Source organism: Fructobacillus evanidus (genome assembly GCF_963580165.1).
In the GTDB taxonomy this organism is placed as follows: domain Bacteria; phylum Bacillota; class Bacilli; order Lactobacillales; family Lactobacillaceae; genus Fructobacillus; species Fructobacillus evanidus.
On record NZ_CAUZLM010000001.1, the window covers coordinates 96,316 to 121,428 of the forward strand.

Consider the following 25,113-nt stretch of genomic DNA (forward strand, 5'->3'; position numbering starts at 1 on the left):
GATGGCATTTGATGGGATTAAGCGCCTGTTTTCAGGTGATGATGATTACTACGAAGAAGAGCGCTATGAAGAGGTGCAAGAACCACAGCAACCTGTTCAAAAGCAAAAGCCTGCTACCAACAATAAGCAAATGACCGCTTTTAAAAATCAGAGTCAGGCCGGGGTAGCACAGGGGCGTATTGCACTTTTCGAACCTAAGGTTTATGCAGACTCACGAGCAATTGCTAGTCAAGTGATTGAAGGTGATGCCGTGATTGTAAACTTTTCCCAATTGGAAGAGGAACAAGCCATGCGAATCTTAGACTATATTGGCGGAGCTGTTTACGCTGTTTCTGGTTCGATGGAACGAGTTGGTGAGAAAATTTTCTTGCTGACACCATCAACTTATGAAGTAGCCGGCTCTATGAGTGAAAACCTTGATAATCAAGGTCGGTATTAAAATTTATGTTTGGACTACTATTAGTCACGATTATTGCGTGGCTGCTTAAGATTTATTCTTACGCACTGATTGTCTATGTCTTGATGTCATGGTTCCCCGGTGCTTATAACACTTGGTTTGGCCGCGAATTGGGCAAGATTATCACCCCTTATTTGTCCTGCTTTTCTTTCATCAAACCAATTGGCATTTTAGACTTACGACCATTGATCGCCTTCATTGTCTTGGATTTCGCACAATATGCCTTGGCATGGTTCTTTTAAATGAATGATCAAAAGGCGATCGCTCAGCATTTTCACGAGAGTGAGAGCGATTTTGTGAAACAAGCTTTGGATTGGGTTGATCAAGCGGAAATGGACTATCGGCTGGTTCTAACGAAGTTTTTAAATCCACGCCAGCGTTATATTGTTCATACGCTTGTCAACCAGCGTTCAGGCTTAAAAATGGTCGAGGATGGTATCTTTGACCAAGCTGAATCGAAGCGGGTTGTGATTGCACCTGATTTTTATGAGATTGAGGAAAGTGATTTTCAACTAGTCTTATTAGAATTAGTCTTTCCGGTTAAATTTGTTAGCCTGCGCCATAAAGATATTTTAGGTGCACTAGTGCATACAGGACTTGAGCGATCAGGCTTTGGTGATATCGTCGTCAAAGCAAGTCAGGGCCAAGTTCAATTAGCGGTTGATCAGTTGCTGGTCGACTTTATTCGACAAGAAATTGATCGAATTGGTAAGGTGAAGACGAACTGGCGAGAAATCAGCTTTAATCACGCCTTCCAAAAGGAAGAAGACGGTGAAGAACAGTTCTTATTAGTCAATTCATTGCGTCTTGATGTTGTGGTAGCTGCAGCATTTAATCTGCCACGCGCGAAGGCGCAGGATTTAGTCGCTAATGGTTCTGTGCAAGTCAATTGGGCCGTTATTGATCGAGTAGACCGGCAAATTTCTTTAAAAGATGTGATTTCAGTGAGAAAATATGGAAGAATTTGCTTAGAAAGCTTGTCAGGGCAGAGTAAAAAGGATAAAATCAAAGCAGTTTTTAATATTATTCATCGATGAGATGAATTCGGGAGGCAGAGAGATAAGATGGCATTAACACCAGATGAGATTTTAAATCATGAATTCACCCGCAAGGGCTCAAAGGCATATGTGGCACGCGAAGTTGATTCTTTCTTGGATGAAGTTAATAATGATTACCGTACTTTATTGACTGATTTTGAGAAGTTACAACAGCAAACTCGTCAGCAACAAAATCGCATTGATGAGCTTGAAGGCGAACGTGATCAAGTGAATGAATCAATCATGTTTGCCCAAAGTGCTGCTTCACGTTTGCGCTCTGAGACGGAATCTGAAGTAAAGTCACAGTTGACCCATGCCCAAGATGAAGCCAAGCAAATTGTTGATGAGGCCCGCCAAAAGGCCGAAGCTGAATCTGCCCGTTTGGCACAAGAAAATGTTGACTTAATTGACGAGCAAAATCGCTTGCGTCAGCGAGTTGATAGTTTCCGCCAATCATTCCTGTCATTAATTGACCAACAAAAGGCGTTGCTTGAACAGGGGCAGCTGTCACAGGCAGTCAACAAATTGCCTGCCTCTGAATTATCCGAAAAGGTTTTAGGTGAAACGAACCATTGGTTGAAGCCTGCTTCAGAAGCAACAGTGCCAACTGTAGTCAACGATGACAATCAAGAAGGTACTGCTGAAAAGCCATTGCCAACTGACATTAAAGAAGTGCCAAGTTTTGCTAAGGGACCAATCGAACCTGGTGAGGGGGAAGAAAAGCCTGTTGAAAGCGAAACGGTTGAAGTGGAAGCAGAAGTTGCAGATCCAACGGTGGTCGTTTTCCCTGAAAACGGTCAACCCAAGTAAAAATTAGTTATTAACGGTGTAAGTCAGTTTAAAAAAGTTGATAGTGTTAGCGAGCCATGTCCGGTGAAAGATGGTCACTCCCTCAATTCTTTTACATCCCTTACCCTTGATCAAACTGAACTAGGAGTAAGTTTGACGGCTTGGCCCGTTATCGCCAGTTAGAGCGTTGACTATTGATCAGCGGAAGATAGGTGGTACCACGTAAAAGACGTCCTGTTGTCCCAATTTTGGGGCACAGGACGTTTTTTCGTTTATTGAAAGGAGTCTCTTATGAAGTATAAAGACACATTGAATTTAGGAAAAACAGCATTTCCGATGCGAGGCTCTTTGCCAACAACGGAGCCAGAACGGCAACAAGGCTGGTACGATGACAACCTTTATGAACAACGGCTGGCACAAAACGAACAGAAGCCACACTTTAACTTGCATGATGGCCCTCCCTATGCCAATGGAAACATTCACTTGGGTCACGCTTTAAACAAGATTACCAAGGATATTATTGTTCGCTACAAGAACATGAATGGTTACTATGCACCCTATGTTCCTGGATGGGATACACACGGTTTGCCAATCGAGCAACAGTTAACGAAGGCTGGTCATGACCGGAAGTCAATGCCAAAGAGCGAATGGCGTAACTTGGCTAAAGATTTTGCGCTGGAGCAAGTTGATAAGCAACGCAATGACTTTAAGCGCTTGGGGATTATGGCCGATTGGGAAAACCCATACATTACTTTGCAGCCTGAATTCGAGGCCGCTCAATTGCGCGTCTTTGGTACGATGGCCAAGAAGGGTTACATTTTCCAAGGTGCTAAGCCAGTGTATTGGTCATGGTCATCTGAATCAGCTTTGGCGGAAGCCGAAATTGAATACCACGACATCAAGTCAACTTCATTGTTCTATGCCAACCGTGTTAAGGATGGCAAGGGTATCTTGGATGGTGATACTTACTTGGTTGTTTGGACAACGACACCATTTACAGTTACCGCTTCACGTGGAATTACCTTAGGTCCTGATTTTGACTATGTTTTGGTAAAGCCAGCTGGTCAAGACAAGAAGTATGTCGTGGCCAAGGAATTGTTGGAAACGGTTGCGCCAAAGTTTGGTTGGGAAGATTACGAAGTATTGGACTCATATAAGGGTCAAGACTTGGATAAGATTACGGCTTACCACCCATGGGATGCTGATGCCGAAGAAGTGGTCATGAATGCGGACCACGTTACTTTGGACTCTGGAACTGGTTTGGTTCACACGGCTCCTGGCTTTGGTGAAGACGATTACAACGTTTCAAAGCAATATGGCCTAGAGGTTGTTGTGACCGTTGACGAAAAGGGAAACATGACCAAGAATGCGGGTCCTGATTTTGAAGGCCGATTCTATGATGACGTTACTGGAACAGTGATTACCAAGTTGACGGATGCCGGGTTGTTCTTGGCGAAGGAAAAGATTACCCACTCATACCCATTTGACTGGCGAACAAAGAAGCCAATTATTTGGCGGGCTGTGCCACAATGGTTTGCGTCAATTGATAACTTCCGTCAGGATATTTTGGACCAAATTGATGGGGTTAATTTCTTCCCAGCATGGGGGCAAAAGCGCTTGCACAACATGATTGCTGGTCGTGGTGACTGGGTTATCTCTCGTCAACGTGTTTGGGGCGTGCCATTGCCAATCTTCTATGCAGAAGATGGAACAGCCATTTTGGATGCTGACATTATTGAGCACGTTGCCCAATTGGTTGAAAAGCATGGTTCAAACGTTTGGTTTGAACGTGAAGCCAAGGACCTATTGCCAGAAGGTTATACGAACGAACATTCACCAAATGGTCAATTCAAGAAGGAAGAAGACATCATGGATGTCTGGTTCGATTCTGGTTCCTCTTGGAATGGGGTAATGCGTCAACGCCCTCAATTGGATTACCCTGCTGATTTGTATTTGGAAGGATCTGACCAGTACCGTGGTTGGTTTAACTCTTCATTGATTACTTCTGTGGCCGTAACGGGCCAGGCACCTTACAAGAACTTGCTATCACAAGGCTTTACTTTGGATGGTAAGGGTAACAAGATGTCCAAGTCATTGGGAAACACGATTTCACCATTGGATGTTGGTAACAAGTTTGGTGTTGAAATTTTGCGTTTGTGGACCATCTCAGTTGATACGTCCCAAGATATGCCGGTTTCAGATGAAATTTTGAAGCAAGTTGCTGATTCTTATCGTAAGATTCGTAACACCATGCGTTTCTTGTTGGCCAACACGTCTGACTTTGATTACGATACTGACAAGGTTGCCTTTGCAGACCGTGCTGCCCATGACCAATATGCAACGGTCTTGTTGAACAACTTGGTCGCTGATTTGAAGGATAGTTATGACAACTACCGCCTCAATGAAATCTACTCTCGTTTGATTAACTTTATTAACGTTGACTTGTCGGCCTTCTATTTGGATGTTGCCAAGGATGTTGTTTATGTCGAAGCACCGGATTCTGCTTTGCGTCGTTCAATGCAATCTGTCTTCTACGAGATTTTGACGGCCTTAACGAAGTTGATGTTGCCAGTCTTGCCACATACGGCTGAAGAAATCTGGTCATATATCCCACATACCAACACGAAGTACGCTTATTTGCAAGACATGCCAACTGTAGAGGACTTGCCAGAAACTGCTGACATGATGGTTAAGTGGGAAACGGTCTTTGCACTGCGTTCGGCAGCTAATAAGGCAATCGAAGCTGCTCGAACAGACGGTTTGGTTGGTAAGAATTCCGAAGCAGCGATGACTTTGTACTTGACGGCTGATCAGAAGAGCGTTTTGCCTGATTTGAACTTAGACTTGCGTTTGATTTTGATGGTCTCACAACTAGACTTGAAGGACCGCGAAGAGGCAACAGCTGCTGTGCCAAGCTTTGATGACGTTCCTGTCTTAGTTGAAAAGGCTCGCGGTGGTTTGTCACCACGTGACCGTCGCTATCACGAAGATTTGGGAGCCGATGAGGCCTTCCCAGAATTGTCAAAGGCTGAAGCTGATTTGGTTCGGAAGTATTATCCAGCCGCTTTAGCAGAAGGTTTTGAAGCTTAAAAATCAGTTATTTTGATTTTAAAAAAACGATGTCAAGTAAAAACACTTGACATCGTTTTTGATATTTGGCATAATAGACAAGTAAAGAAATACGGAGGAATTACATTATGGCAGTTAAAATTCGCTTGAAGCGGATGGGCGCTAAGAAGCGTCCATTCTACCGCGTTGTTATCGCTGACTCACGTTCACCACGTGATGGTCGTTTTATCGAAACAGTGGGAACTTATAACCCAATCGCTGTTCCAGCAGAAGTAAAGTTGGACGAAGCTAAGATCTTGGCTTGGTTGGCAAATGGTGCACAACCATCTGACACAGCTCGTAACTTGTTGTCAAAGGCTGGTATCATGGCTAAGTATGCTGAACAAAAGGCTGCTGCAGCTTCTGAAAAGCCTGCTAAGGCAAAGAAGTCAGCTGCTGCTAAGCCAGCAGCTAAGGAAGAAGCAGCTGCTTCTTCTGAAAAGCCAACGGCTAAGAACAAGGTTGCTGAAATCAAGGCATACTTGGACGCCCAAGGTATCGACTACCCAGCATCAGCTAAGAAGGCTGACTTGTTGGAATTGGTTTAAGACAAACTGGTTTATAAAGTGGAAACTACCAAAGTTCATTTGGTAGTTTTTTTCTTTTTGAACAAGCTAAGATAAGCAAAGCTTTGCTATAATAGAGAGTATGGAAACAAAAAATTACTTTAAAATTGGAACAATTGTCAATACACATGGCATTCGTGGTGAGTTAAAAATCAAAGCCATTACGGACTTTGCTGACGACCGCTTTCAAAAGGGACAAGCCATCTACCGCTTGGACCAGGGACAATACGTCAAGGAGACGATTGCAAAGGCCCGCGTTCATAAGGGCATGTGGTTGGTCACCTTTGAGGGTGTTGATAATATTAACCAAGTTGAAATTTTTAAGGGCCAGGACGTCTTCGTTGATGAAGAAGACCGGGATGACCTTGATGATGGGGAATATTACTACAACGAAATTATTGGCTGCACCGTTGTTGACTTAGACGGGCAGACCTTGGGTGAAATCAAGGAAATTATGACGACTGGTGCCAACGACGTTTGGATTATGAAGCGTCCCAAGGGCAAGGATGGCTTAATTCCGGTTATCGATGATGTCGTAAAAGAGGTCAATGTGGCTGATAAGGTGATTACCATTGATGTCTTGGAAGGGCTATTTGACGATGAAAATTGATGTTTTAAGCCTTTTTCCAGACATGTTTGCACCAATGCGTCAGTCAATTATCGGTAAAGCAATTGATCGTGGTGATCTCGACTTTGCCGTGACTGATTTTCGTGATTACACGACAAACAAACATAATAATGTTGACGACTATCCCTTCGGTGGTGGGGCTGGCATGTTGCTCACGCCCCAACCAATTTTTGATGCCTTAGAGGCCGTCAAGGAAAATAGCTCTGAAAAAAGTGCGGGGCATGTTATCTTGTTGGATCCGGCTGGTAAGAAGTTTGACCACACGGATGCAAAACGATTGGCCAACTATGATCACTTAACTTTTATTGCCGGTCATTATGAAGGTTATGATGAGCGAATCAAGACCTTGGTAGACGAAGAACTTTCACTGGGTGATTATGTTTTAACTGGTGGGGAACTGGCCTCGATGGTCATGATTGATGCAACGGTTCGCTTTTTGCCTCATGTTTTGGGCAATGCGGAATCGGCAGAAGGTGATTCCTTTGCTGATGGCTTGCTGGAATACCCACAATACACGCGACCAGCGGACTTTCGTGGCCTAACCGTACCAGAAGTCTTAACTTCTGGAAACCACGGTAAAATCGCTGAATGGCGGTTAAAAGAAGCGTTAAAAAAGACGTACCTGCGTCGACCTGATTTATTAGAAGATCGGGTATTTACAAATGAAGAACGCGACCTATTGGATGATATTAAGAGTGAATTAGCAGACGATTAATTTGTACTAGTAAACATCGGTAGATCGGATATAGGATAAAGGACAAGACCGATGGAACTGGAATTTTTAGGAACCGGCTCGGGCCAACCATCTAAATTTCGCAATGTGGCCAGCATTGCTTTGAAGCTACTTGATGAGCGGAATGCTGTGTGGCTTTTTGATGTCGGGGAAGCGACCCAGCACCAAATTTTGCAAACAACGATTCGCCCACGGAAGATTGAAAAAATTTTTATTTCCCACTTACATGGCGACCATATTTTTGGTTTGCCTGGTTTATTGTCCTCACGGTCTTTTCAGGGTGCTGATAAAAGCGAACCATTGACGATTTATGGTCCCAAGGGTCTGAAGTCCTTTGTGCAAACGGCTTTGCGGGTTTCAGATACGCACTTGTCTTACCCGGTTCACTATGTGGAAATTGAGGTTGGGACGATTTTTGAAGATGAAACCTTCCGCGTGATAGCAGCTCCCTTGAAGCACCGGATTGAAGCCTGGGGTTTTCGGGTCGAAGAAAAGCCTCACCCAGGTGAGTTGCTGATTGACAAGGTAAAGGCTGATCAAATCCCGGCCGGTCCAGTTTATGGTCGCTTAAAGGCTGGCGAAACAGTCACTTTGGATGATGGTCGTGTGATTAACGGCCAGGATTACCTTGGCCCAGCCCAGCCGGGACGGGTCGTGACCTTTATTTTGGATACACTTCCAAACGACCAGGCAAAGATTTTGGCGCAAGGCGCAGACGTTTTGGTCCACGAATCAACCTATGGTCAAAGTAAGGAAGAAAGTAAATTAGCACGGGCACATGGACATTCAACCTCCCGTGATGCGGCTAACTTAGCGCTGGACAGTCATGTTGGCAAATTAGTCTTGGTCCACATTTCTGCCCGCTATATTGGCCCATTATTAAAGAAGTTCATTAGCGATGTGAAACATTTGTTCCCAAATACCTATGTTGCCCGTGACTTCGACGTTGTTGATGTCCCATTCAAGAAGGAGCAGCATGGTACCAAGTAATTGGCGGTTGTTAGACCAACCAGATCAAATGAGTAGCCAACGGTTACAGGAACAATTACATTTAAACCCAGTTACAGCAGGTTTTTTGGTGCAAAACGGCATCAAGGATGTGAAAGAGGCACAAGCCTTTTTGCATCCTGATTTTCAAAGTATTCATGATCCAAGCGAATTTTTCGATATGGAAAAGGCGGTGGATCGGATTCAAGAAGCGGTCTTTACTGCCGAACCAATTTTGGTTTATGGTGACTATGATGTCGACGGTATCACGAGTACCGCGATTATGGTGGAAACACTGACATCGCTTGGGGCGGAAGTAACGCCTTACATTCCAAATCGTTTCAAAGACGGGTATGGACCCAATTTGACAACTTACCAACGTCTGGTTGAAGAAACCGGTGCTAGCTTGATTATCACCGTTGATAATGGCGTGAGTGGCCATGAGGCGATTGCTTGGGCGCAAGGTGCTGGCGTTGATGTGGTCGTGACTGACCATCACGCATTGCCAGAAACCCTGCCTGAAGCCTATGCCATCATCCACCCGCGTCACCCAGAAGGCAATTATCCCTTTTCTGATTTGTCAGGAGCGGGAGTCGCTTTTAAGGTTGCCCAGGCAATCTTAGCCGATGGGCAGCCGGCCGAATCATTGGAAGACTTACCAGTGGAATTTTTGGACCTAGTTGCTATGGGGGCGGTTGCCGATGTGGTTTCTTTGACTGATGAAAACCGGGCCTTTGTGACTTGGGGACTCAAGCAAATTGAGGAAAATCCTAGACCTGGTTTAGCAGCCCTGTTAAAGAGTGCGAAGCATGCCAAGGGGCAAGCGATTTTAGCCGAAACAATTGGTTTCAAAATTGCGCCACGGTTAAACGCGATTGGTCGATTGGCCAATGGTCAGCTAGGGTTGGAACTTTTGCTAACAAAGGATTTAGACCGGGCCAAGGCGATTGCTAAGGAAGTCGAACAGCTCAACGATGAGCGTCGGTCCTTAGTGGACACCGTCTTTGACCAGGCAAAAGAGCAGGCATTAGACGAAAAAAATCAGGAGACCAACATTTTGTTGATTGCGGGCCAAGATTGGCATCAAGGAATTCTTGGCATTGTCGCTGCCCGCCTAGTTGAATTAGTGAAAAAGCCCGTGGTGGTTCTTTCACTCGTTGATGGTGTCTATAAGGGCTCTGGCCGGTCCTTTGGGGACTTTGATTTGCACGCCTTCTTACAGGTCTATGCGGACCATTTCACTAGCTTTGGTGGCCATGCTGGTGCCTTAGGGGTCAGCATGATGCCAGATGAATTGCCGGTAGTCCAAAACTTGGTTCAACAAGATGGGGCTAACCTACAATTTGCCGATCAAAAATTGGCTGTTAACTTGGTTGTGCAGCCACGCATTTTGACGCCTGATTTTTACCAGCAGTTAGCGTTGCTTGAACCATTTGGCCAGGGCAACCCACAGCCGGTCATTGCCGTTGAAGATGTGCCGCTAGAATCGGTGCAGTCGATGGGGGCGTTAAATCAGCACTTAAAGCTTAATATTCGTGGCGGTCGGGGCTTTGTCGAGGCTTTGGCCTTCAACCAGCCTGATTTGGTGAAAGAAGCCCAAGAGAAGACGCAAGCGACACTGGCGGGTAAGGTTGGCGTTAATACCTTTGCCGGCAAAACTAGGTTGCAGCTGATGCTGGAAGATTTGGCCTTTGTCGAGGTTGAGCAAAATCAGCCTACGTCAATTGATCCAGTTGTGCACCAGGTTAGAAAACAAGTTACCCAAACGGCACAGACTGCACAAGCTGCGGTTAAAAATTCATCCAAAACATTGGCACAGGCAATCGGTCAAACGAGTAGCCAAGACTTTGCCAGACTATATAAATATTTGTATGGACACCAAAATTTGGACATTATCGGGCATCTAGAAGTTGTATTATCCGAACTTTCAATGCAAGAAAAGCAATTTAAATTAATGATTCAGGTCTTTTTGGACCTCGGTTTTGTTAAAATGAATGCAGGGACCATTTTGTGTTTACCAAGTACCAGTAAAAAGCCCTTGGCAAACTCTGTCACATACCAGCGGTATTTTGCCGGTTAATGAACCCGGCTCGAGGAAATAAAAATGAGTAAAATTGATTTACATGATTATGTAGCCACAGTGGAAGATTATCCAGAACCTGGTGTTTCTTTCCGTGATATCTCACCTTTGATGGGTGATGGACCAGCCTATAAGCAAGCAATTAATCAAATTGTGGACTTTGCCAAAGATTTAGATGTCGACTTGATTGCTGGGCCAGAATCACGTGGCTTCATTGTTGGTTCGCCATTGGCCTATGCCATGGGCATTGGTTTTGTACCAGCACGTAAGTCTGGTAAGTTACCACGTAAGGCAGTTTCTGCTTCTTACACATTGGAGTATGGTGGTGTCAACGAATTGGAAATCCACGAGGATGCCATTAAGCCAGGTCAAAGGGTTTTGATTGTCGATGACCTTTTGGCAACTGGCGGAACGATCAATGCCACCCGTAAGATTGTTGAAGAATTAGGTGGCGTTGTGGCTGGAGTGGCCTTTATTATTGAATTAGAGGACCTTCACGGTCGAGAGAAGATTATGGAAGCCGGCGAAGTACCTTTTGTTGCTTTGATGGAATACTAAGGACTAGCACTTGGTAAAAAACCGGACTTTCACAGGGTGAAATAAAGGGAAGCAGATGCTAACAACACTAGTAGTACTTTTAATTATTAACACGACTGTCGCCGTTATCACGGTTTTTCGTGAACCACGAGACATCGCCGCTACTTGGGCTTGGATTTTAGTCCTGATTTTAATTCCGGTCCTTGGTTTTATTATTTATTCTTTTGCGGGCCGGAAGCTATCACAGCGCCGGCTTTTTGCCTACCAAGGGCAAGATACTTCGGCGATGAATGAAAAAATCGCCGATTTGATTCAAGAAGCTGATGAGCGGGGTAAAAGAGAAGGCTTTGTGACACGTGTCAATGAAACGCAGGCCTCCTTAGTTCAAGCCCGCTCCTTGGTCACGCTGTTTCAAAATATTAATCAGACGTCCTTAGCTACGAAAAATCATGTTAAGATTTTTACTTCGGGTGTTGATTTTTTTGACCGCTTAAAAGAGGATTTAAGGCAGGCACAGGAAAGTATTAACCTCGAGTTTTATACTTTTTATAGTGATCAGTTGGGCCATGAAATCAGAGATATTTTGGTTGAACGGGCTCAAGCAGGCGTTGAGGTGCACGTCATTTACGATGCCTTGGGTTCCTTTGGAACGACCAAGCGGTTCTTTGCACCGTTGCGAGAGGCGGGCGGTCATGCTGTGCCATTCTTGAAGCGGCGACTAACGCTGATTGATTTTCAGTTGAACTTTCGTGATCACCGTAAAATCGTGGTGATTGATGGGCAAGTTGGCTATGTTGGTGGTTTTAATATTGGCGATCAGTACCTTGGCCGGGATAAAAAATTTGGTCATTGGCGTGATACGCATTTACGGATGACGGGCTCCGGAGTCTACTCACTTCAAGCTCATTTCTTGTTGGATTGGAACGCTTCTGAGCCAAAGCGGCCAATGGCGGTGATATCAGACCGTTATTTCCCACCATTGCAATTAGCGTTGCAGGGTAAATCGAATTTACAAATTGTTACTTCCGGTCCTGAAACGGATGACGAGCAGATCAAGATGGGCTATATCCGTTTGATTCAATTGGCTAAAAAACGTTGTTGGATTCAAACGCCCTATTTAATTCCGGATGATTCAACTTTTGATGCTTTGCGAATTGCTGCTAATTCGGGGGTTGATGTGCGAATTATGGTGCCCTGCATGCCAGATCATCCCTTTGTTTATCGAGCAACCCAATACTATGCCGCCCAGCTAGCTAAGTATGGAATCAAGATTTATTATTACCAAAATGGCTTTTTGCACGCTAAGACGATGGTCGTCGACAATCACTTGGCTTCGGTTGGATCAGCTAATTTGGATTATCGTTCCTTTAAACTTAATTTCGAAGTGAATGCCTTTCTATACGATTCTGATTTGGCCCATCATCTCGCCCATGTCTTTGAGCAGGACTTGGCTGTTTCTAGTGAGCAGACGGTGGAGAGTTTTGCTCAACAGGGCCGGTGGTTAGTCTTTAAGCAGTATGTTGCCAGGTTACTGGCACCAATTTTATAAAAATCAGGTCAACCGTTTTTGACTTAGGTTGATAAAAAAAGAAGGCGAAAGCCTTCTTTTTTGTTGGAATTAATAAATTTGTTGACTATCAATGCACCAGATAAACAGCATCCTGAATCATATCAAAGGCCCGATAATGCTGATTTAACATATCGTTTAATTCCAAATCAGCCTCCTGCCAGAAATGTTTGGAATTGGTGGCCCCATTTTTTTCGCCAATCACGATGAGGTGGAAGGGCTGGGGTTGGCTACGGAGATATTGCAAAATATGCCAGTCATCATCGCTGGTATCCGGCGCCCAAGCCATGACAAAGATTGGCTGTGAATTTGGATCCTTGGCCTCTTGCAAGCTTTCCTTGACCGCCGTGAGGGCATCTTGCTTGATGACTGTTGTCCAGGGCTCTGGGCGTTCATTATCTTGTCCACTCCAATCGAGGCTATCAATGGCTTTGACGGCATGCCCCTGTGCTTTTAGTGCAGCTGATAGGGCAGCATTACCGGCCATTAGTTCAATAATTGGCCTGGGACCGGCAAAGCGGGCCAAGTCTTTGACCCAATCTGCGTTTGGTAAAAACCAAAGCCCGTAGTTAACAATCAAGGTTTCTCTTAGTTCTGCTAATGCGTCATCGAGAAGGAGGCGTTCTGGGTGGCGGCTTAGGGTAGTGACATCTTCTAGGAGGTTGGAGAAGCGGTGATCCGGTAGTTGCTGCTGGTCCAGGGCAGCCAGAATCTCGATGACCGTATCAATTTTGATTAATGACTGTGAATCGTTTATGTATTGTTCTTTCAAGGTGAGTAGTTTTTCTCGATTAAGCATAAAGAGTCCTTAAGATTGGGTAAAAACGTATCTGGTGGCGTTTTCTCTTGTGTTGTTCTTTGGTACAGTGTTAGTGAAATGTCTTATTAGGAGTAGTATACACCATGGCTGATTTTTCTTTAACCAAAACTGATTGGGACCAGGCGTTGGCGCCTTTTTTGCCCGCAGGTTATCAGCAACATGCCGAATCTTTTTTAAATCAGGTTTATCAAGACCCCCAAAAACCAGTTTACCCCAAGCGTGAAAACGTTTTTTTGGCCTTTGAGAAGACTCCATTGGCAAAAACCAAAGTGGTTATTTTAGGTCAAGACCCTTATCATGGGGAAAATCAGGCCCAGGGCCTGGCCTTTTCGGTGCCTGATTTCCTAGCAGCACCGCCGTCATTGCGCAACATTTTAAAGGAGTTAGCCAGTGATATTGGCGCTGGCCGACCCAGTCATGACTTAACGACATGGGCAAGCCAGGGTGTTTTGCTATTAAATACGGTTTTTACGGTGGCAGCCGGTCAGGCCAATAGTCATCAAAAACAGGGCTGGGAAGAACTCTCGGATGCAGCAATTAGGGCAGCTAGCGCTGATCAAAGGCCAAAGGTTTTTATCCTGTGGGGGAAGCCAGCCCAGCAAAAGGCGCGGCTAATCGATGCTGAAAGACATCTGATTTTAATGGCGCCACACCCAAGCCCATTGGCCGCTTATCGAGGCTTCTTTGGTTCTAAACCATTTTCGAAGGCCAATGCCTTTTTAGAAAGGCACCAAGAAGTGCCTGTTAACTGGTTGAAATAAGTTTGAAATTTGACCGTAAAGGGCTAATAAACGAAAGAAACTTTGGTATACTTTAGAAAAGAACAACGTGTAAAAAGGGAGCGTAAATATGTCACTTTTCGATCAGTTTAAAACAGAAATTAAGGGTCAAAGAATTCGCCTTGTTTTTCCAGAAGGAACAGACGAACGGGTTTTGACGGCAGCCGTTGAGCTGGCCCAGGAGGACTTGGTCAGTCCGATTGTTTTGGGTGATAAAGAGGCGATTGTTGCCCTTTCAAAAAAGCTCCAATTGAGTTTAAATCAGGTTGAAATCGTTGATATTAAGACTGTTCCAACGGACCAGCGCGTTAAGATGATTCAAGCCTTAGTTGAACGCCGCAAGGGCAAGACTGACGAGAAGACTGCTGAAAAGTGGCTCCAAGATGAAAACTACTTTGGTACAATGCTTGTTCAAATGGGGGCAGCCGAGGGAATGGTTTCCGGAGCAGTTCATCCAACCGGTGATACGGTTCGTCCAGCTCTCCAGTTAATTAAGACAGCACCTGGTTCTCGCCGCATTTCTGGTGCTTTCATTATGCAAAAGGGCGACCAGCGTTTTGTCTTTGCGGATTGTGCGATTAACATTGATATTGATGCCGAAACGATGGCCCAGATTGCTGTTCAATCAGCGAAGACAGCTAAAATTTTTGGGATTGATCCCAAGGTGGCCATGCTTTCGTTTTCAACGAAGGGGTCTGCTAGGGGGGAACAAGTTGAAAAGGTTCAGGAAGCTACAAAATTAGCCAAGGAATTGGCGCCAGAATTGGCTGACCAAATTGATGGCGACTTGCAATTTGATGCAGCTGTTGTTGAAAAGGTGGCCAATGCCAAGGCCCCTGGTTCAGCGGTTGCTGGTCAGGCGAACGTCTTTGTCTTTCCAAGTCTGGAGGCAGGCAATATCGGCTACAAGATTGCCCAACGTTTAGGCGGCTTTGAGGCAATTGGCCCAATCTTGCAAGGATTGGCTAAGCCCGTTTCAGACCTTTCCAGAGGAGCTTCTAAAGACGATGTGGTCAAGGTGGCCATCATCACGGCTGCCCAAGCTCTGGCTCAACGTTAATCAGTCGCTTTAAAGGGGTAACCGAGTACTTGGTTAGCCCTTTCTTGCCATTATTCAAATTATTCAACAAAAATCTGAATGAAAGCGGTATAAGTGTTTATGAATTTTTTTCTTAATCAAGGTATGGGTCATGGAAATTCGGGTGTCGAACATGCTCAGTTTTATCGAGCGCAATGTTTTTTAGACCGACAACTACCATTCAAAATTATCTTTACTGATTTACTCCAAGATTTGCATGTTCATATGCGCGAATGGCATTTGCCGGAAAATCAGGTCATTGGCCTTTATGATTTTCTGTTAGCCACTAATCCTTTCGATTATCTGGATAATGGTTTGCCAGCAGAAGAAGTGCAAAAGAGCCATGAAAAAATCTTAATTGATCAAACCGATACGCAACGGATTATCACGACTCAAAGCTCTGGTAACTATCAAATCCGCCGTTTACGCGATAAGATTTTTAGTACAGAAAAAAATATTTATATCGTTGATGATGCCCACGTTTTCTTAACAAAGGGGGACCACCAGGTTGAGTGGTCGTACCGACAAGGTCCGGGCGAAAAGGTCATGCAAGATATTCACCTAACTAATTTCTTGGGGGAGGATTATTACTTCTTTACCTTTGATGAATTGGTGACCTTTTTCTTAAATCAGCTAGCAGCACACTTTGGGCAAAATACGTACTTTGTCGATCGTGGAACCTTCTACGATGAAACCTTGGTCCGGCAAAAAGCGGCTGGTTCGACGCAAAAAATCGTTGGTATGGTTCATGCGAACCATAAGGTAAGCGAAGAGAACGGGCGTATCCTCTTTAACAATTTTTATCAGTACACGTTGGACCATTTAGACCAGTATGATGCGGTGGTTGTGGCCACTAAGGCGCAGAAAGCGGCTCTTAAGGCTGATTTGCAAGGTCATACCGCAGAGAAAAACCTGGATAAGATATATGCCATTCCGGTGGGTGGGGTTACCCACCTTGGCCAAGCAAAGACCAGAAAAAATCAAAAGTTGAACCTAGTGACAGCTTCTCGTCTGCACGAAGAAAAGCATATTGACCAAATTATTGATGCAGTTCAAGTTTTGGTCGAACGTGGTCAAGATGTTAATCTAACAATCTACGGCGCCGGCGCCGAAGATCAGAAATTAGCCCAGCAGATTAAGGATTTAGGTTTAACCAACCGAGTCGTCTTAGCCGGGTTATCTCAGCATATGACAAAGGACCTACAGCGCCATGATGTTTTTGTTTCTGCATCATATTCGGAAGGATTTGGTTTGACGTATCTGGAAGCATTAGGTCAAGGGCTGCCAGTCGCTAGTTATGCGAATAATTTTGGCGCCAAGGAATTGATTCATCCTGGAGAAAATGGCTATTTGGCTGACTTTTCGACAAGCGATGCCAATCGAAAAAGTAATGTGGATCAGCTTGCTGATGCCATTTTGTCTTGCTTCCAGGATTATGACCGACTTTCGGCCGGTGCGATTGCCTCTTGCCAGCCGTTTTTAACAGAAAATGTTGCTGATCAATGGGTCAAACTGGAGGAAGAACTATCGTGAAAGTTGCCTTAATTAATAGTTTTGATGAACGCAACCAGCAAGCGGTGGCTTGGCAAATTGACCAAGTTCTTGCTGGTGAACTAGATGAATTGTGGTTAGCAACTCCGCACGAAGATGCCGTTCAAATCGCTCGGGATCTTGGTTTGGAATTGCACCAGGTCTTTGACCTTTGCAGTCAAAGTTACCTAGCAGACCAAGTTGATGGAGAAGGGCTCTGGTTTTATGACTTAAAGGTTCCTGACCAGGGACAGTTGATTGTGAACAAGGACTGGACGAAAAGCATTTCTGTGGCCGGACACTTGGTGGCGGATGTTCGCTGGTTTGCGAATTCTAACCGGCTCGTGCAGGCAGTGACTTGGCAAAATGCAGGTGGCCAAGAGGATCGTAAAGATATTTACCAACGCAACGGCCGTTTATTTGCCAAACAGTATTTCAGTAATGGGCAACTGCTCCAATCTGATTTTTATGTTGGCTTTGACGAAATGGTCTGCCAGGAGTTTTACTTCCAGGGGATGCGTAACTTTGTCCTCGATAAAAATCAGCGTCACTATGACTCTGCGGAGAATTACCTGAAGGACGTGATGGAAAAGCAAGGTCAAAACGATATCAACATTAGCACTGTTGACCGTTGTTTGGTATTGGCACCTACTGGAACAACGTTGGCCCTTCCACAGGGTGTCTTGGATGAACAGGAAAATGTCTGGCCTGATTTGGTCATGGTATTAACAAATCCAAATCATGCTGTTACTCGTGTGTTGGTGGCTAAAATGGATCAAGACAAACTAAAAGAGGCAGGGCTGCCGTTAGACAAGGTTGAACTGTTTGCTTGAGGTTGATAAAGGAGAGAAGCCTTGAACATAACCTTATTGCCGACTTGGCAAGAAAATTCGAACTCAAAAAATGAGGTTGATAGTAGCCTGGCATTGACCAAGCTCTTTTTGCGAGCAGAAGACCAGGTGACCGTTATTTTTGCCAATTACCTGCCTCGGTTAAGAACTTGGCTTGGACAGGCTCATATCGAGGGTGTTCGCTATTGGTCAGCTTATGATGAACTACAACAAGTAACGTTGAAAGACCGACAACCACTTGATTTAACAGACTTTACGTGGCCTAAAAATGCCGAATTTATTCGAATGTATGATCGAATTACGGTTTTGGTCGACTTGGTTCACTACGCGACCATTTACTTTACTTATCCAAAGGCGGATTTGATTGATCGAATTGACTTGCTCAGAGACGGTCAAGTTTACCAACAGCTCACAATTGATGATCGGGGCTTTGTTTCGCGGGTGTTGACTTACCAAGGCGATGTACTGAATACGATTGACTACCTTAGCCAAAGTGGGACGGTTGTCGCAACAGAAAATTGTCAGACTGGTCAAGTTCAGGCGCTGTTGCCAAATGGTTCTGAACAAACTTTTGCTAAAATCGATACCTTGATTGAACAGCTCGTGGTCTTACACATCCAATCGCTTTCAGATCAAACGATTCTTGTAGAACCTTCGGCCGAAAACCTAGCGATTGCCCAAAGAGTTCAGGACGATAAGCGAGTCCTAGTCCTAGACTATCCCTTCTATGGCGCTGAAATCAACCAAGAGTTAGGACCAAATGATCTCCTATCTTTTCAAACAGTGACTGGCCAAGTGCCACTTGCCTCTTCGTTCAATCAGGCTCACCAACCAATTGTATTGGGGCCCTTTGCTGTTGATTTGGCGACTAAAAACGCCGTACCGAAGGAACATTTTGTTTGCTACTGGCGCTTAGGTGCACTTTCAGCTGATTACGCCAACCATATTTTTACGACGCTTTTTGACCTGGCGATTGAGCATGAAGATTTGGTCATCATTGTTGAAAACGATATGTGGCAGGTTGGTTTTCAACAATTATTAACTGAAAAATTAGGTCAGCTGGCTCAAAATCAGATCTTAGCTTTTGAACGATTAGAGACTTTGCCAGCCCAGTTTGTCCTTCTGGATTGGCAGGGACCAAAAAAGCGGCAGGAATACCTACAGACAGCTTCGGTCGTCATTGATCTTGCTGATCAGGTTGATTTATCACTTCAAGCCCAGGCATTAGCACATGGATTACCTTCACTGACTAAGACCCAAACTGCTTACCAAGCGCCAGAAATGCAGCATATTGAAACTGTTAATGATATTGTCACTAGTCTGAATTGGCTTCTTAATCAGAACAATTGGCAGAGTGTTCAAAAGGCGTTAATACAGGTCCAAGCGGATTATGCCAGTGATGCTTTGGCTGCCAAATGGCGGTTGGAACTGCACTGATTGAAGCAATAGTTGTTCGTCAGGAAGGTTATTAAGTTTGATAAAATTGGCATCATTAAGCTACTTATAACCAACTGAATACTGAATAATTTTTGAAGGAGGACCGCGATGGCCCAAATGTCAATTTTACAAATTGGAGAAACGGATTGGACTGCCCAGGTTCAAAACGAAAATTTGGACTGGCATTATACAGCCAGCCTGGACTTGCCGTTCCTGTTGGCTCGACAACAAGATCCCAGTTTTTTAGCTTATACATACGTCCTATTGACTGATTCTGTAATCGATTCGACTGTTTTAGCCCGACAAATCAGGGAATGGCCTGCTTACCGAGTTATTTATTTAGGTGATGCGGTGGGCTTTAACTTGGAACTGAAGCAGGCTTTGGATGACCGTGGTGCTTTTTATTTTCACGAAAATGCTCCAGAAGCGGTCGCTAATCGAATTATTCGTGACCTTTATTTGGGTCAGGCGGGCTTTCCAACTCGTTTTTCTGAAACGCAGTTTTTACCGGTAAAAAATTATCGTTGGCGGCTGAAAAGGTCAGGTCGATTTTCAACTGCTATTAATGGTGACTTTGGCGCTGAGTACCAGCAAATTGGCACACTTAAGACTTTCCCGGGGGACTATCAGCCCGGCCAGGAAAACCTCGTTTACTGTGAATATGACCAAACTGGGGATGCCGAATTGGCATTGTGCTTTGTTTTTTATCATAATGGCAATTTACAGCAATTACAGATGATTCAAGGCTCGGCAATGCACCGGCTGACGGCGATTAAGGCACCATATCAGTATCAGGACTATCAAATTCTCGTGCTTGCGAAGGGGAAGGGAACCTTGGACCTGCATAATGTCCACCAACGGCGGTCTCGTCATGGCTTGGGGTACTTTTTGCCAGGCGGGAGACGTGATATGACCGAGGATGGGCAGGAAGTCCTCTCCTACTTTAACCCGGGTACTAAAAAGGGGCCACTCGTTGTCCTCTTTGTCGGCACTCGCCTTTACGTTGAGGGCTTTGAGATGATGGGGCCTTTGTCGGATTTAGGCTATCCATACTTAATTTTCACGGATCCCAGAACGCAAGGCGGGGCCTTTATGGTTGGTAATGAAGAATACGAGGATTTGGTCAAGGAAAAAATCAGGAGTGCTCAAGAAACGGTACGAGTAACGGCTGATGAACTGATTTTTGCCGGGTATTCGATGGGCTCTTATGCTGCCATGTATTATGCTGGTCAGCTTGCTGCTGACCACTTAGTCTTGGCCAAGCCAATTATTAATTTGGGGACCTTCACTGCTAAGGGGGCCTTTGCTCATAGTGGCGTTAACCATGATTGGATTTTAGATGTTCGCTACTTGTTAACTGGTCGGCTTGATCAGTCTGATACCGAACGTTTAGACCAAAAACTTTGGCATTCGTTGGACCAACTGACTTGGCGCAATGGCGAGGTTTCACTCTTTACGATGACTCAGGACGAATATGATGGCGAATCATTACCAAAACTATTGGAATACTTCCGTAATCATGATGTCGTCGTTAATCGCGAGCAAGTGCCTGGTCACCATGAAGATCAGGTAGATGCCATGGTTGAGTTTTTGAAAAAAGAGATTGGTCGACAGGCCAAAACAATTAAACAGGAGGGCTGGCGTTAATGCAATATCAAATTTATTGGCAACCACAAACAGTCCTTCATGAATTACAAGGGGCGATGGTCGACTTTATCAAAGAGGATGAGGTGCATTATACAAACCACTTTTTACCTTCTGGTCAGGTAATTGCCTCATGGACGGATGCAGCGAATTATTATCAGGATAAGTCTTTTTCTGATTTGCCCCGATTGAAGCCCGGTCGAATTTATAAGACTACCCGGCGGGTACAAAATTCCAAACGAATGCACGCCTACTTGAACTGGACTTTTTTTGATGAAAAGAATCAAATTATCAGTAGCCAGTATCAAAACAGTGACTTTTTGGACTTAAAGGTGCCAAAAGTTTATGATCATTATCAGTTAGATTTAATGTCGGCTGGAACGGGTGATTTTACCTTTTATGAGGTTACAATGGCGGAAAAAGTCGATGGCTGGCTTTTGGACCAGGATCACCAACTCACAGGACACCTTGGGGCTTATTTGGATGTACCAAATCAGGTGGTCAGTAAGACCCTGCGGGTAGTCATCGGAGAACCGGAATTTCGTCAAACCAGTTATCCAATTCAAGCGGTGAAAAAATCACCCCAGGCGGTCTTGTACCTTGCCACCGATTTGCTTCACTACCAAGATTTTTATAATGAAGAAGTTTTGAAAGTGATTAGTCAATCCAAGAAGGAAGCTCGTTCTAAGGATGTTGAGTTTGTTGGCTACGGTTTGGTTTCTTCAATGGTGGCATTGCAATACCGTCAGGCCGTGAAGGGGGCAAAGGCAATTGTTGCCAATCCTGATCAGCTCATTTTGCCATCAGGGATTAACCATTATTCGACTGATTTATCGGCTTTTTTGTTTTCGCTACCAGAAAAAATTAAGGGATTAATGAGTGCCGATGACAGCTTATTGGTCCATTACTCTTTGGCGGAAAATCCTAGTTCTGTCCGGATTACTCGCCCTCAGGCAGAACTTTTGCAACAGCTATCTTACCCTGAATGGCCAGAAAGCCGGCAGGAAAAACTTGAGCGAATTCAATCAGAGCGTGAGGCTGAAAAGCAACGTAAAAAAGAGGCACAGGCCCAAAAAAAACGGACAAAACAGCTAGTTCCTAGTAGTGAAACAAAGAACGATGCACTACCAGTTGACCAACAGAAGAATCAGCAGGATGCTGTGAATGAAAGCGATAAAAAAAGCGGACTAGCAACTGGTACCGGTACGAATCAAGGTGTTGCACCGGATCAACCCTTGCCACCGTTAGGACCAGTACTAGTGCCTCGTGACTTACCGCCATTGTCTAAGGTGAGTCAAGAAGAGGCGCTATCTCAACTAGGGATTTCTGTCAATCAAAGTCAAGTAGTGGACCAGCCTTCAGAGTCCTCAGATGGTCTCCCATTGGTAAATTTGGCTCCAGAAAAATCAGCTCAGGCGGATGAAGAAGAAACTGAAGCACCAGATAAAAATGATGTAGAAAAATTGGTGGAATTAGATTCAACCAGCGCAAAAGAATCTGTGGAGTTAGACCAAAACAATGCAAAAGAGTCTGAAGGTTCAAATCAGTCCGATGCAGAAGAACACACCGACGCAGAGCATGATAATAGCGGTCAAGAACAAAAAAGTGCTTTAGATGCTGGCGAGGCGCCACAAGCAGAGCAGTTGGCAACTGAACCAAGTCAGGTGATAGAAGATGAAGCACACTCGGCAACGAGCGAAGCACAGGAAACGAGCGAAGCACAGGAAACGAGAGAGCAACGAATCGCGAGTGCTGAAGCAAATCGCCAGAGGCAGCTCTTAGGTTTTTTCACTAGAAATCGGACTTAATCTCGACACTGATAGTCATCAACGTATTTTTAACGCTTAAAAAGCCCCGAAATTTTAGAATTTCGGGGCTTTTTTTGCTAGTAATTTATTTATTAGTGGTTAGCGACTGTAAAGCGTTGATTAAGGTGCTTTGGCTCGTGGTATTCGGCCACTAAGACGTTGGCAAGCGTATCACCTGTCACCACTGATTTTCCTTCATCGTTAGTCAAAAGATCATCTTGGCCGATTAATGGCTTTGGATCGGCCGGACCAGCGATAAATTCCATGGATGGTGAAATCCCAAACCAAGAAACGTTTTCAACGTTTTTCAAGAAATCGAGTTCGAGTACCTGGTTGGCTGGGCCGCTGACCCATGCCTCTGATCCAGGAATCTTCTTTAAATCGTCAAGTAAGAGATGGCGGTCATCTCCGGTGTGAAGTGAAGCAGCGCCAAGAATAAAGGCCAGGCGAGGCTTTTCTTGTTCACGGACGAGGTGAACGAGGTGGGCAGCCAAATCAATTTGCAAGAAAGCCTTGGTTGGAGCCGAGAAAGAATCGACAACAACGTCAAAAGCTGAAAGATCGTCCTTTGTTAAGTCAAAGGCGTCTTTTTGCAATGTGCTAATGGCTGGAAATTCCTTTTTCAAATCAGCGAGCTTTTCGGCTGACCGACCATTGGCAGTAACTTCGTCGCCAGCAGCTAATGCTGCCTTGACCGTTGCTGACCCCGCCATTCCTGTTGCGCCAATAATTAATACTTTCATGAAAACTCCTTCCGATGCTAAGACTGTGTTGGTTATTTGAATTAAAAGGTGATGCTCATTGTTGTATTTTTAAAAGATACAACAATGAAATTATACCATACTATCTGAATTCATTATAGGTCTGATAGCTGATTTTACCAATGGGCCTTGTTGGTTTTAGTGATAGAAAAAAGAGCTGATCAGCGGCTGGTCGGCTCTTTTGAATAATCATGATTTAATTTTTAGAAGTAAGCCTTCACGAAGAGGTCGACGGCCAACAAGACTGCTAAAATACTAACAATGATTTTTAATGTCTTATCTGGGATAATGCGGACGATTTTTGGACCGATATAGCCACCGATAAAGAGGCCGATTCCCATTGGAATGGCTAGTTCCCAGTAAATGTGAGAAGAAAAGGCGTAGATTAGGGTTGCAATCAAGTTTGATGCACCAAGAGAAACGTTCTTGACAGCATTGTATGAAGAAAAGTTCATCGTGGTTGTGGCAGAAAGGATGGCCAAAAGCATCACACCACCGGCCGCACCGAAGTAACCACAGTACATTCCAACCAATAAGATGGCGATGGAAATCACCGTCTTATAGACTGGTGAATGGGCATCGTTTTCCATTGATTCATCGCGAGTCAAGTTGAGCGGGTTTGACTTTGACTTATTGATTTGTGAGAAAAGGAGTAGACCGGCAAGCAAGACAAAGAAGGGAACAATCTTAGAAAAATAGGAAGCGGGCTGTGAAAGGAGTAGCCAAGCGCCAAGGATTGATCCTAAAATTGTTAATGGAAAAATTTTAATTAATTCTTTTTTGTGGCTGGTTAATTCCTTTTTGGAAGAAAACATTGAACCAAAACCGGTCATCACGAGGGCTGCGGTGTTCGTGACATCAGCAAAAACTGGTGGAATACCGACCGCTAAAAGTGCGGGATAGGAAACAAGGGAGGCCAGTCCTGCAGTGGTACTGACGATTCCGGCTAAAATCCCCATCGGGAGAAGGAAAAGGAAAGCTTGTAAATAATGGTCTGTTATCATAAAAAAAAATTGTCTCCTTTGAAATATTTTTATTTTTTTGTAAAATCACAAAAATCGTTAAGTGGGTAAAAAATGTTAGAAAAACTAACAAGAATAACAGTTATGAGTATAGAATTTTCCCGACAGAAAATCAATTCTGATGGGAAAGTGTTTTTCTTTTTAAATAAAAATCACGGGGCTGTGATTTTTTTGGCCTTATTTGTCGGTTGGGTTTCAGTGATTGGTAAAGGTATAAGAAAAAATGAGGTCAAAATGCAAAATACTAGTCAGTCAATGATTGTCTATTTTCAAAAAAGCCCCATAATTTCAAAATAGAAATTCAAGTCGGATTTTTAATTAAGAATATTTTTATTTAGGTGGAATAGCTATTTTTGAAATCAAATAACTATACCAATCTGACGCAAAACTGGCACACGAACTCGATTTCCGCAAAAGTGTCACAAAAATGTACAAATTATTGGTAAAGACGTCTAAAAATATCTAAAAAATTAAGTTTTTAGAGCAACGAAAAAGCCCGATACCATCGCATTTAAACGATGATATCGGGTTTTTCATGTGTTTGTTAAATTATGCTTAGAATGCCGATGACAGGAATCGAACCTGCACGGTGAAATCACCATACCGACCTGAACGGTACGCGTCTGCCAGTTCCGCCACATCGGCAACAAACAAGTAAAATTATACCTTGGATAGGTCTTAATTACAAGTCTTGACTTTAATTAAAATTTTCTTAAAATGGATACTAATCGAGTAGAAGTAGGCCCGCAGGTATTGGGACTTACCAACGATTGATGGACTACAATCAGCCGCTGGCGTCTGAACTTTTAAGTTTACTGTGTGTCTTTCAGTTTTTTTATTTTGACCGTATTGGGCACGGGGCGCTAGAGGGCACCTTGTGCTTTTTTTGTTGGT

The 25,113-nt window shown here is 44.3% G+C and carries 23 protein-coding genes and 1 tRNA gene; 20 read left to right on the forward strand and 4 right to left on the reverse strand.

Annotation, left to right across the window (positions count from 1 at the left end; all coding sequences use genetic code 11):
- The first annotated feature begins 1 nt into the window (after position 1).
- The 12 genes from AABI08_RS00530 (at position 2) to cls (ending at position 12,471) form a co-directional block, all read left to right on the forward strand.
- On the forward strand, positions 2–439 hold the full coding sequence (locus tag AABI08_RS00530; RefSeq protein WP_338343242.1) for a cell division protein SepF: 438 nt from the start codon (positions 2–4) through the stop codon (positions 437–439).
- 5 nt (positions 440–444) lie between these two features.
- A complete protein-coding gene (locus AABI08_RS00535; RefSeq protein WP_338343241.1) occupies positions 445–699 on the forward strand; it encodes a YggT family protein in 255 nt (84 codons plus the stop codon).
- A complete protein-coding gene (locus tag AABI08_RS00540; RefSeq protein ID WP_338343240.1) occupies positions 700–1,494 on the forward strand; it encodes a YlmH family RNA-binding protein in 795 nt (264 codons plus the stop codon).
- A gap of 27 nt (positions 1,495–1,521) precedes the next feature.
- Entirely contained in the window at positions 1,522–2,304 is a 783-nt protein-coding gene (locus tag AABI08_RS00545) for a DivIVA domain-containing protein (protein WP_338343239.1), read from the forward strand.
- A gap of 270 nt (positions 2,305–2,574) precedes the next feature.
- Complete coding sequence (gene ileS / locus AABI08_RS00550; protein WP_338343238.1) at positions 2,575–5,373, forward strand: isoleucine--tRNA ligase; 2,799 nt, start codon at positions 2,575–2,577, stop codon at positions 5,371–5,373.
- A gap of 107 nt (positions 5,374–5,480) precedes the next feature.
- Positions 5,481–5,939: a 30S ribosomal protein S16 gene (gene rpsP / locus AABI08_RS00555; RefSeq protein ID WP_338343237.1), complete on the forward strand. Its 459-nt coding sequence runs from the start codon at positions 5,481–5,483 to the stop codon at positions 5,937–5,939.
- Between the two features lie 100 nt (positions 5,940–6,039).
- Complete coding sequence (rimM, locus tag AABI08_RS00560; protein ID WP_338343236.1) at positions 6,040–6,567, forward strand: ribosome maturation factor RimM; 528 nt, start codon at positions 6,040–6,042, stop codon at positions 6,565–6,567.
- The gene (gene trmD, locus AABI08_RS00565) at positions 6,557–7,300 is read left to right on the forward strand and encodes a tRNA (guanosine(37)-N1)-methyltransferase TrmD (RefSeq protein ID WP_338343332.1); all 744 of its coding nucleotides are present in this window, start codon (positions 6,557–6,559) and stop codon (positions 7,298–7,300) included. The genes rimM and trmD overlap by 11 nt, the downstream gene beginning before the upstream one ends.
- Before the next feature lie 51 nt (positions 7,301–7,351).
- Positions 7,352–8,308, forward strand: a complete 957-nt coding sequence (gene rnz, locus AABI08_RS00570; protein WP_338343235.1) for a ribonuclease Z — start codon at positions 7,352–7,354, stop codon at positions 8,306–8,308.
- Entirely contained in the window at positions 8,295–10,385 is a 2,091-nt protein-coding gene (recJ, locus tag AABI08_RS00575; RefSeq protein WP_338343234.1) for a single-stranded-DNA-specific exonuclease RecJ, read from the forward strand. Before rnz ends, recJ begins: the two co-directional genes overlap by 14 nt.
- A 24-nt stretch (positions 10,386–10,409) precedes the next feature.
- Entirely contained in the window at positions 10,410–10,943 is a 534-nt protein-coding gene (locus tag AABI08_RS00580) for an adenine phosphoribosyltransferase (RefSeq protein ID WP_338343233.1), read from the forward strand.
- A gap of 55 nt (positions 10,944–10,998) precedes the next feature.
- Positions 10,999–12,471 carry a cardiolipin synthase gene (cls, locus tag AABI08_RS00585; protein WP_338343232.1) on the forward strand — a complete coding sequence of 491 codons (1,473 nt, stop codon included), beginning with the start codon at positions 10,999–11,001 and terminating at the stop codon, positions 12,469–12,471.
- Positions 12,472–12,559: 88 nt separating this feature from the next.
- On the opposite strand, the gene AABI08_RS00590 is transcribed toward cls, so the two are convergent.
- On the reverse strand, positions 12,560–13,288 hold the full coding sequence (locus AABI08_RS00590; RefSeq protein ID WP_338343231.1) for an SAM-dependent methyltransferase: 729 nt from the start codon (positions 13,286–13,288) through the stop codon (positions 12,560–12,562).
- Positions 13,289–13,392: 104 nt separating this feature from the next.
- Here AABI08_RS00590 and AABI08_RS00595 point away from each other — a divergent pair, with 104 nt between their 5' ends.
- The 7 genes from AABI08_RS00595 to asp3 all read left to right on the forward strand — a co-directional run bounded on the left by AABI08_RS00595 (position 13,393) and on the right by asp3 (position 22,436).
- Positions 13,393–14,070 (forward strand): uracil-DNA glycosylase, encoded by a 678-nt coding sequence (locus AABI08_RS00595; protein WP_338343230.1) that lies wholly within the window; start codon positions 13,393–13,395, stop codon positions 14,068–14,070.
- Between the two features lie 88 nt (positions 14,071–14,158).
- Complete coding sequence (gene pta, locus AABI08_RS00600; RefSeq protein WP_338343229.1) at positions 14,159–15,148, forward strand: phosphate acetyltransferase; 990 nt, start codon at positions 14,159–14,161, stop codon at positions 15,146–15,148.
- Between the two features lie 99 nt (positions 15,149–15,247).
- On the forward strand, positions 15,248–16,699 hold the full coding sequence (locus AABI08_RS00605) for a glycosyltransferase (protein ID WP_338343228.1): 1,452 nt from the start codon (positions 15,248–15,250) through the stop codon (positions 16,697–16,699).
- Positions 16,696–17,529 (forward strand): glycosyltransferase, encoded by an 834-nt coding sequence (locus tag AABI08_RS00610; RefSeq protein ID WP_338343227.1) that lies wholly within the window; start codon positions 16,696–16,698, stop codon positions 17,527–17,529. Before AABI08_RS00605 ends, AABI08_RS00610 begins: the two co-directional genes overlap by 4 nt.
- Positions 17,530–17,550: 21 nt before the next feature.
- Entirely contained in the window at positions 17,551–18,984 is a 1,434-nt protein-coding gene (gene asp1, locus AABI08_RS00615; RefSeq protein ID WP_338343226.1) for an accessory Sec system glycosyltransferase Asp1, read from the forward strand.
- A 108-nt stretch (positions 18,985–19,092) separates the two neighbouring features.
- Positions 19,093–20,631 (forward strand): accessory Sec system protein Asp2, encoded by a 1,539-nt coding sequence (gene asp2 / locus AABI08_RS00620; protein ID WP_338343225.1) that lies wholly within the window; start codon positions 19,093–19,095, stop codon positions 20,629–20,631.
- Positions 20,631–22,436 (forward strand): accessory Sec system protein Asp3, encoded by a 1,806-nt coding sequence (gene asp3 / locus AABI08_RS00625; RefSeq protein ID WP_338343224.1) that lies wholly within the window; start codon positions 20,631–20,633, stop codon positions 22,434–22,436. The genes asp2 and asp3 overlap by 1 nt, the downstream gene beginning before the upstream one ends.
- Before the next feature lie 92 nt (positions 22,437–22,528).
- Here the strand turns inward: asp3 and AABI08_RS00630 are convergent, their stop codons facing one another.
- Together AABI08_RS00630 and AABI08_RS00635 are read right to left on the reverse strand one after the other, a co-directional pair.
- Positions 22,529–23,179 (reverse strand): NAD(P)-dependent oxidoreductase, encoded by a 651-nt coding sequence (locus tag AABI08_RS00630; RefSeq protein ID WP_338343223.1) that lies wholly within the window; start codon positions 23,177–23,179, stop codon positions 22,529–22,531.
- A gap of 221 nt (positions 23,180–23,400) precedes the next feature.
- Complete coding sequence (locus tag AABI08_RS00635; RefSeq protein WP_338343222.1) at positions 23,401–24,201, reverse strand: sulfite exporter TauE/SafE family protein; 801 nt, start codon at positions 24,199–24,201, stop codon at positions 23,401–23,403.
- Between the two features lie 72 nt (positions 24,202–24,273).
- Here AABI08_RS00635 and AABI08_RS00640 point away from each other — a divergent pair, with 72 nt between their 5' ends.
- The gene (locus AABI08_RS00640) at positions 24,274–24,516 is read left to right on the forward strand and encodes a hypothetical protein (RefSeq protein WP_338343221.1); all 243 of its coding nucleotides are present in this window, start codon (positions 24,274–24,276) and stop codon (positions 24,514–24,516) included.
- 264 nt (positions 24,517–24,780) lie between these two features.
- Here the strand turns inward: AABI08_RS00640 and AABI08_RS00645 are convergent.
- Positions 24,781–24,864 (reverse strand) — tRNA-Leu (locus AABI08_RS00645).
- Positions 24,865–25,113 lie beyond the last annotated feature (249 nt).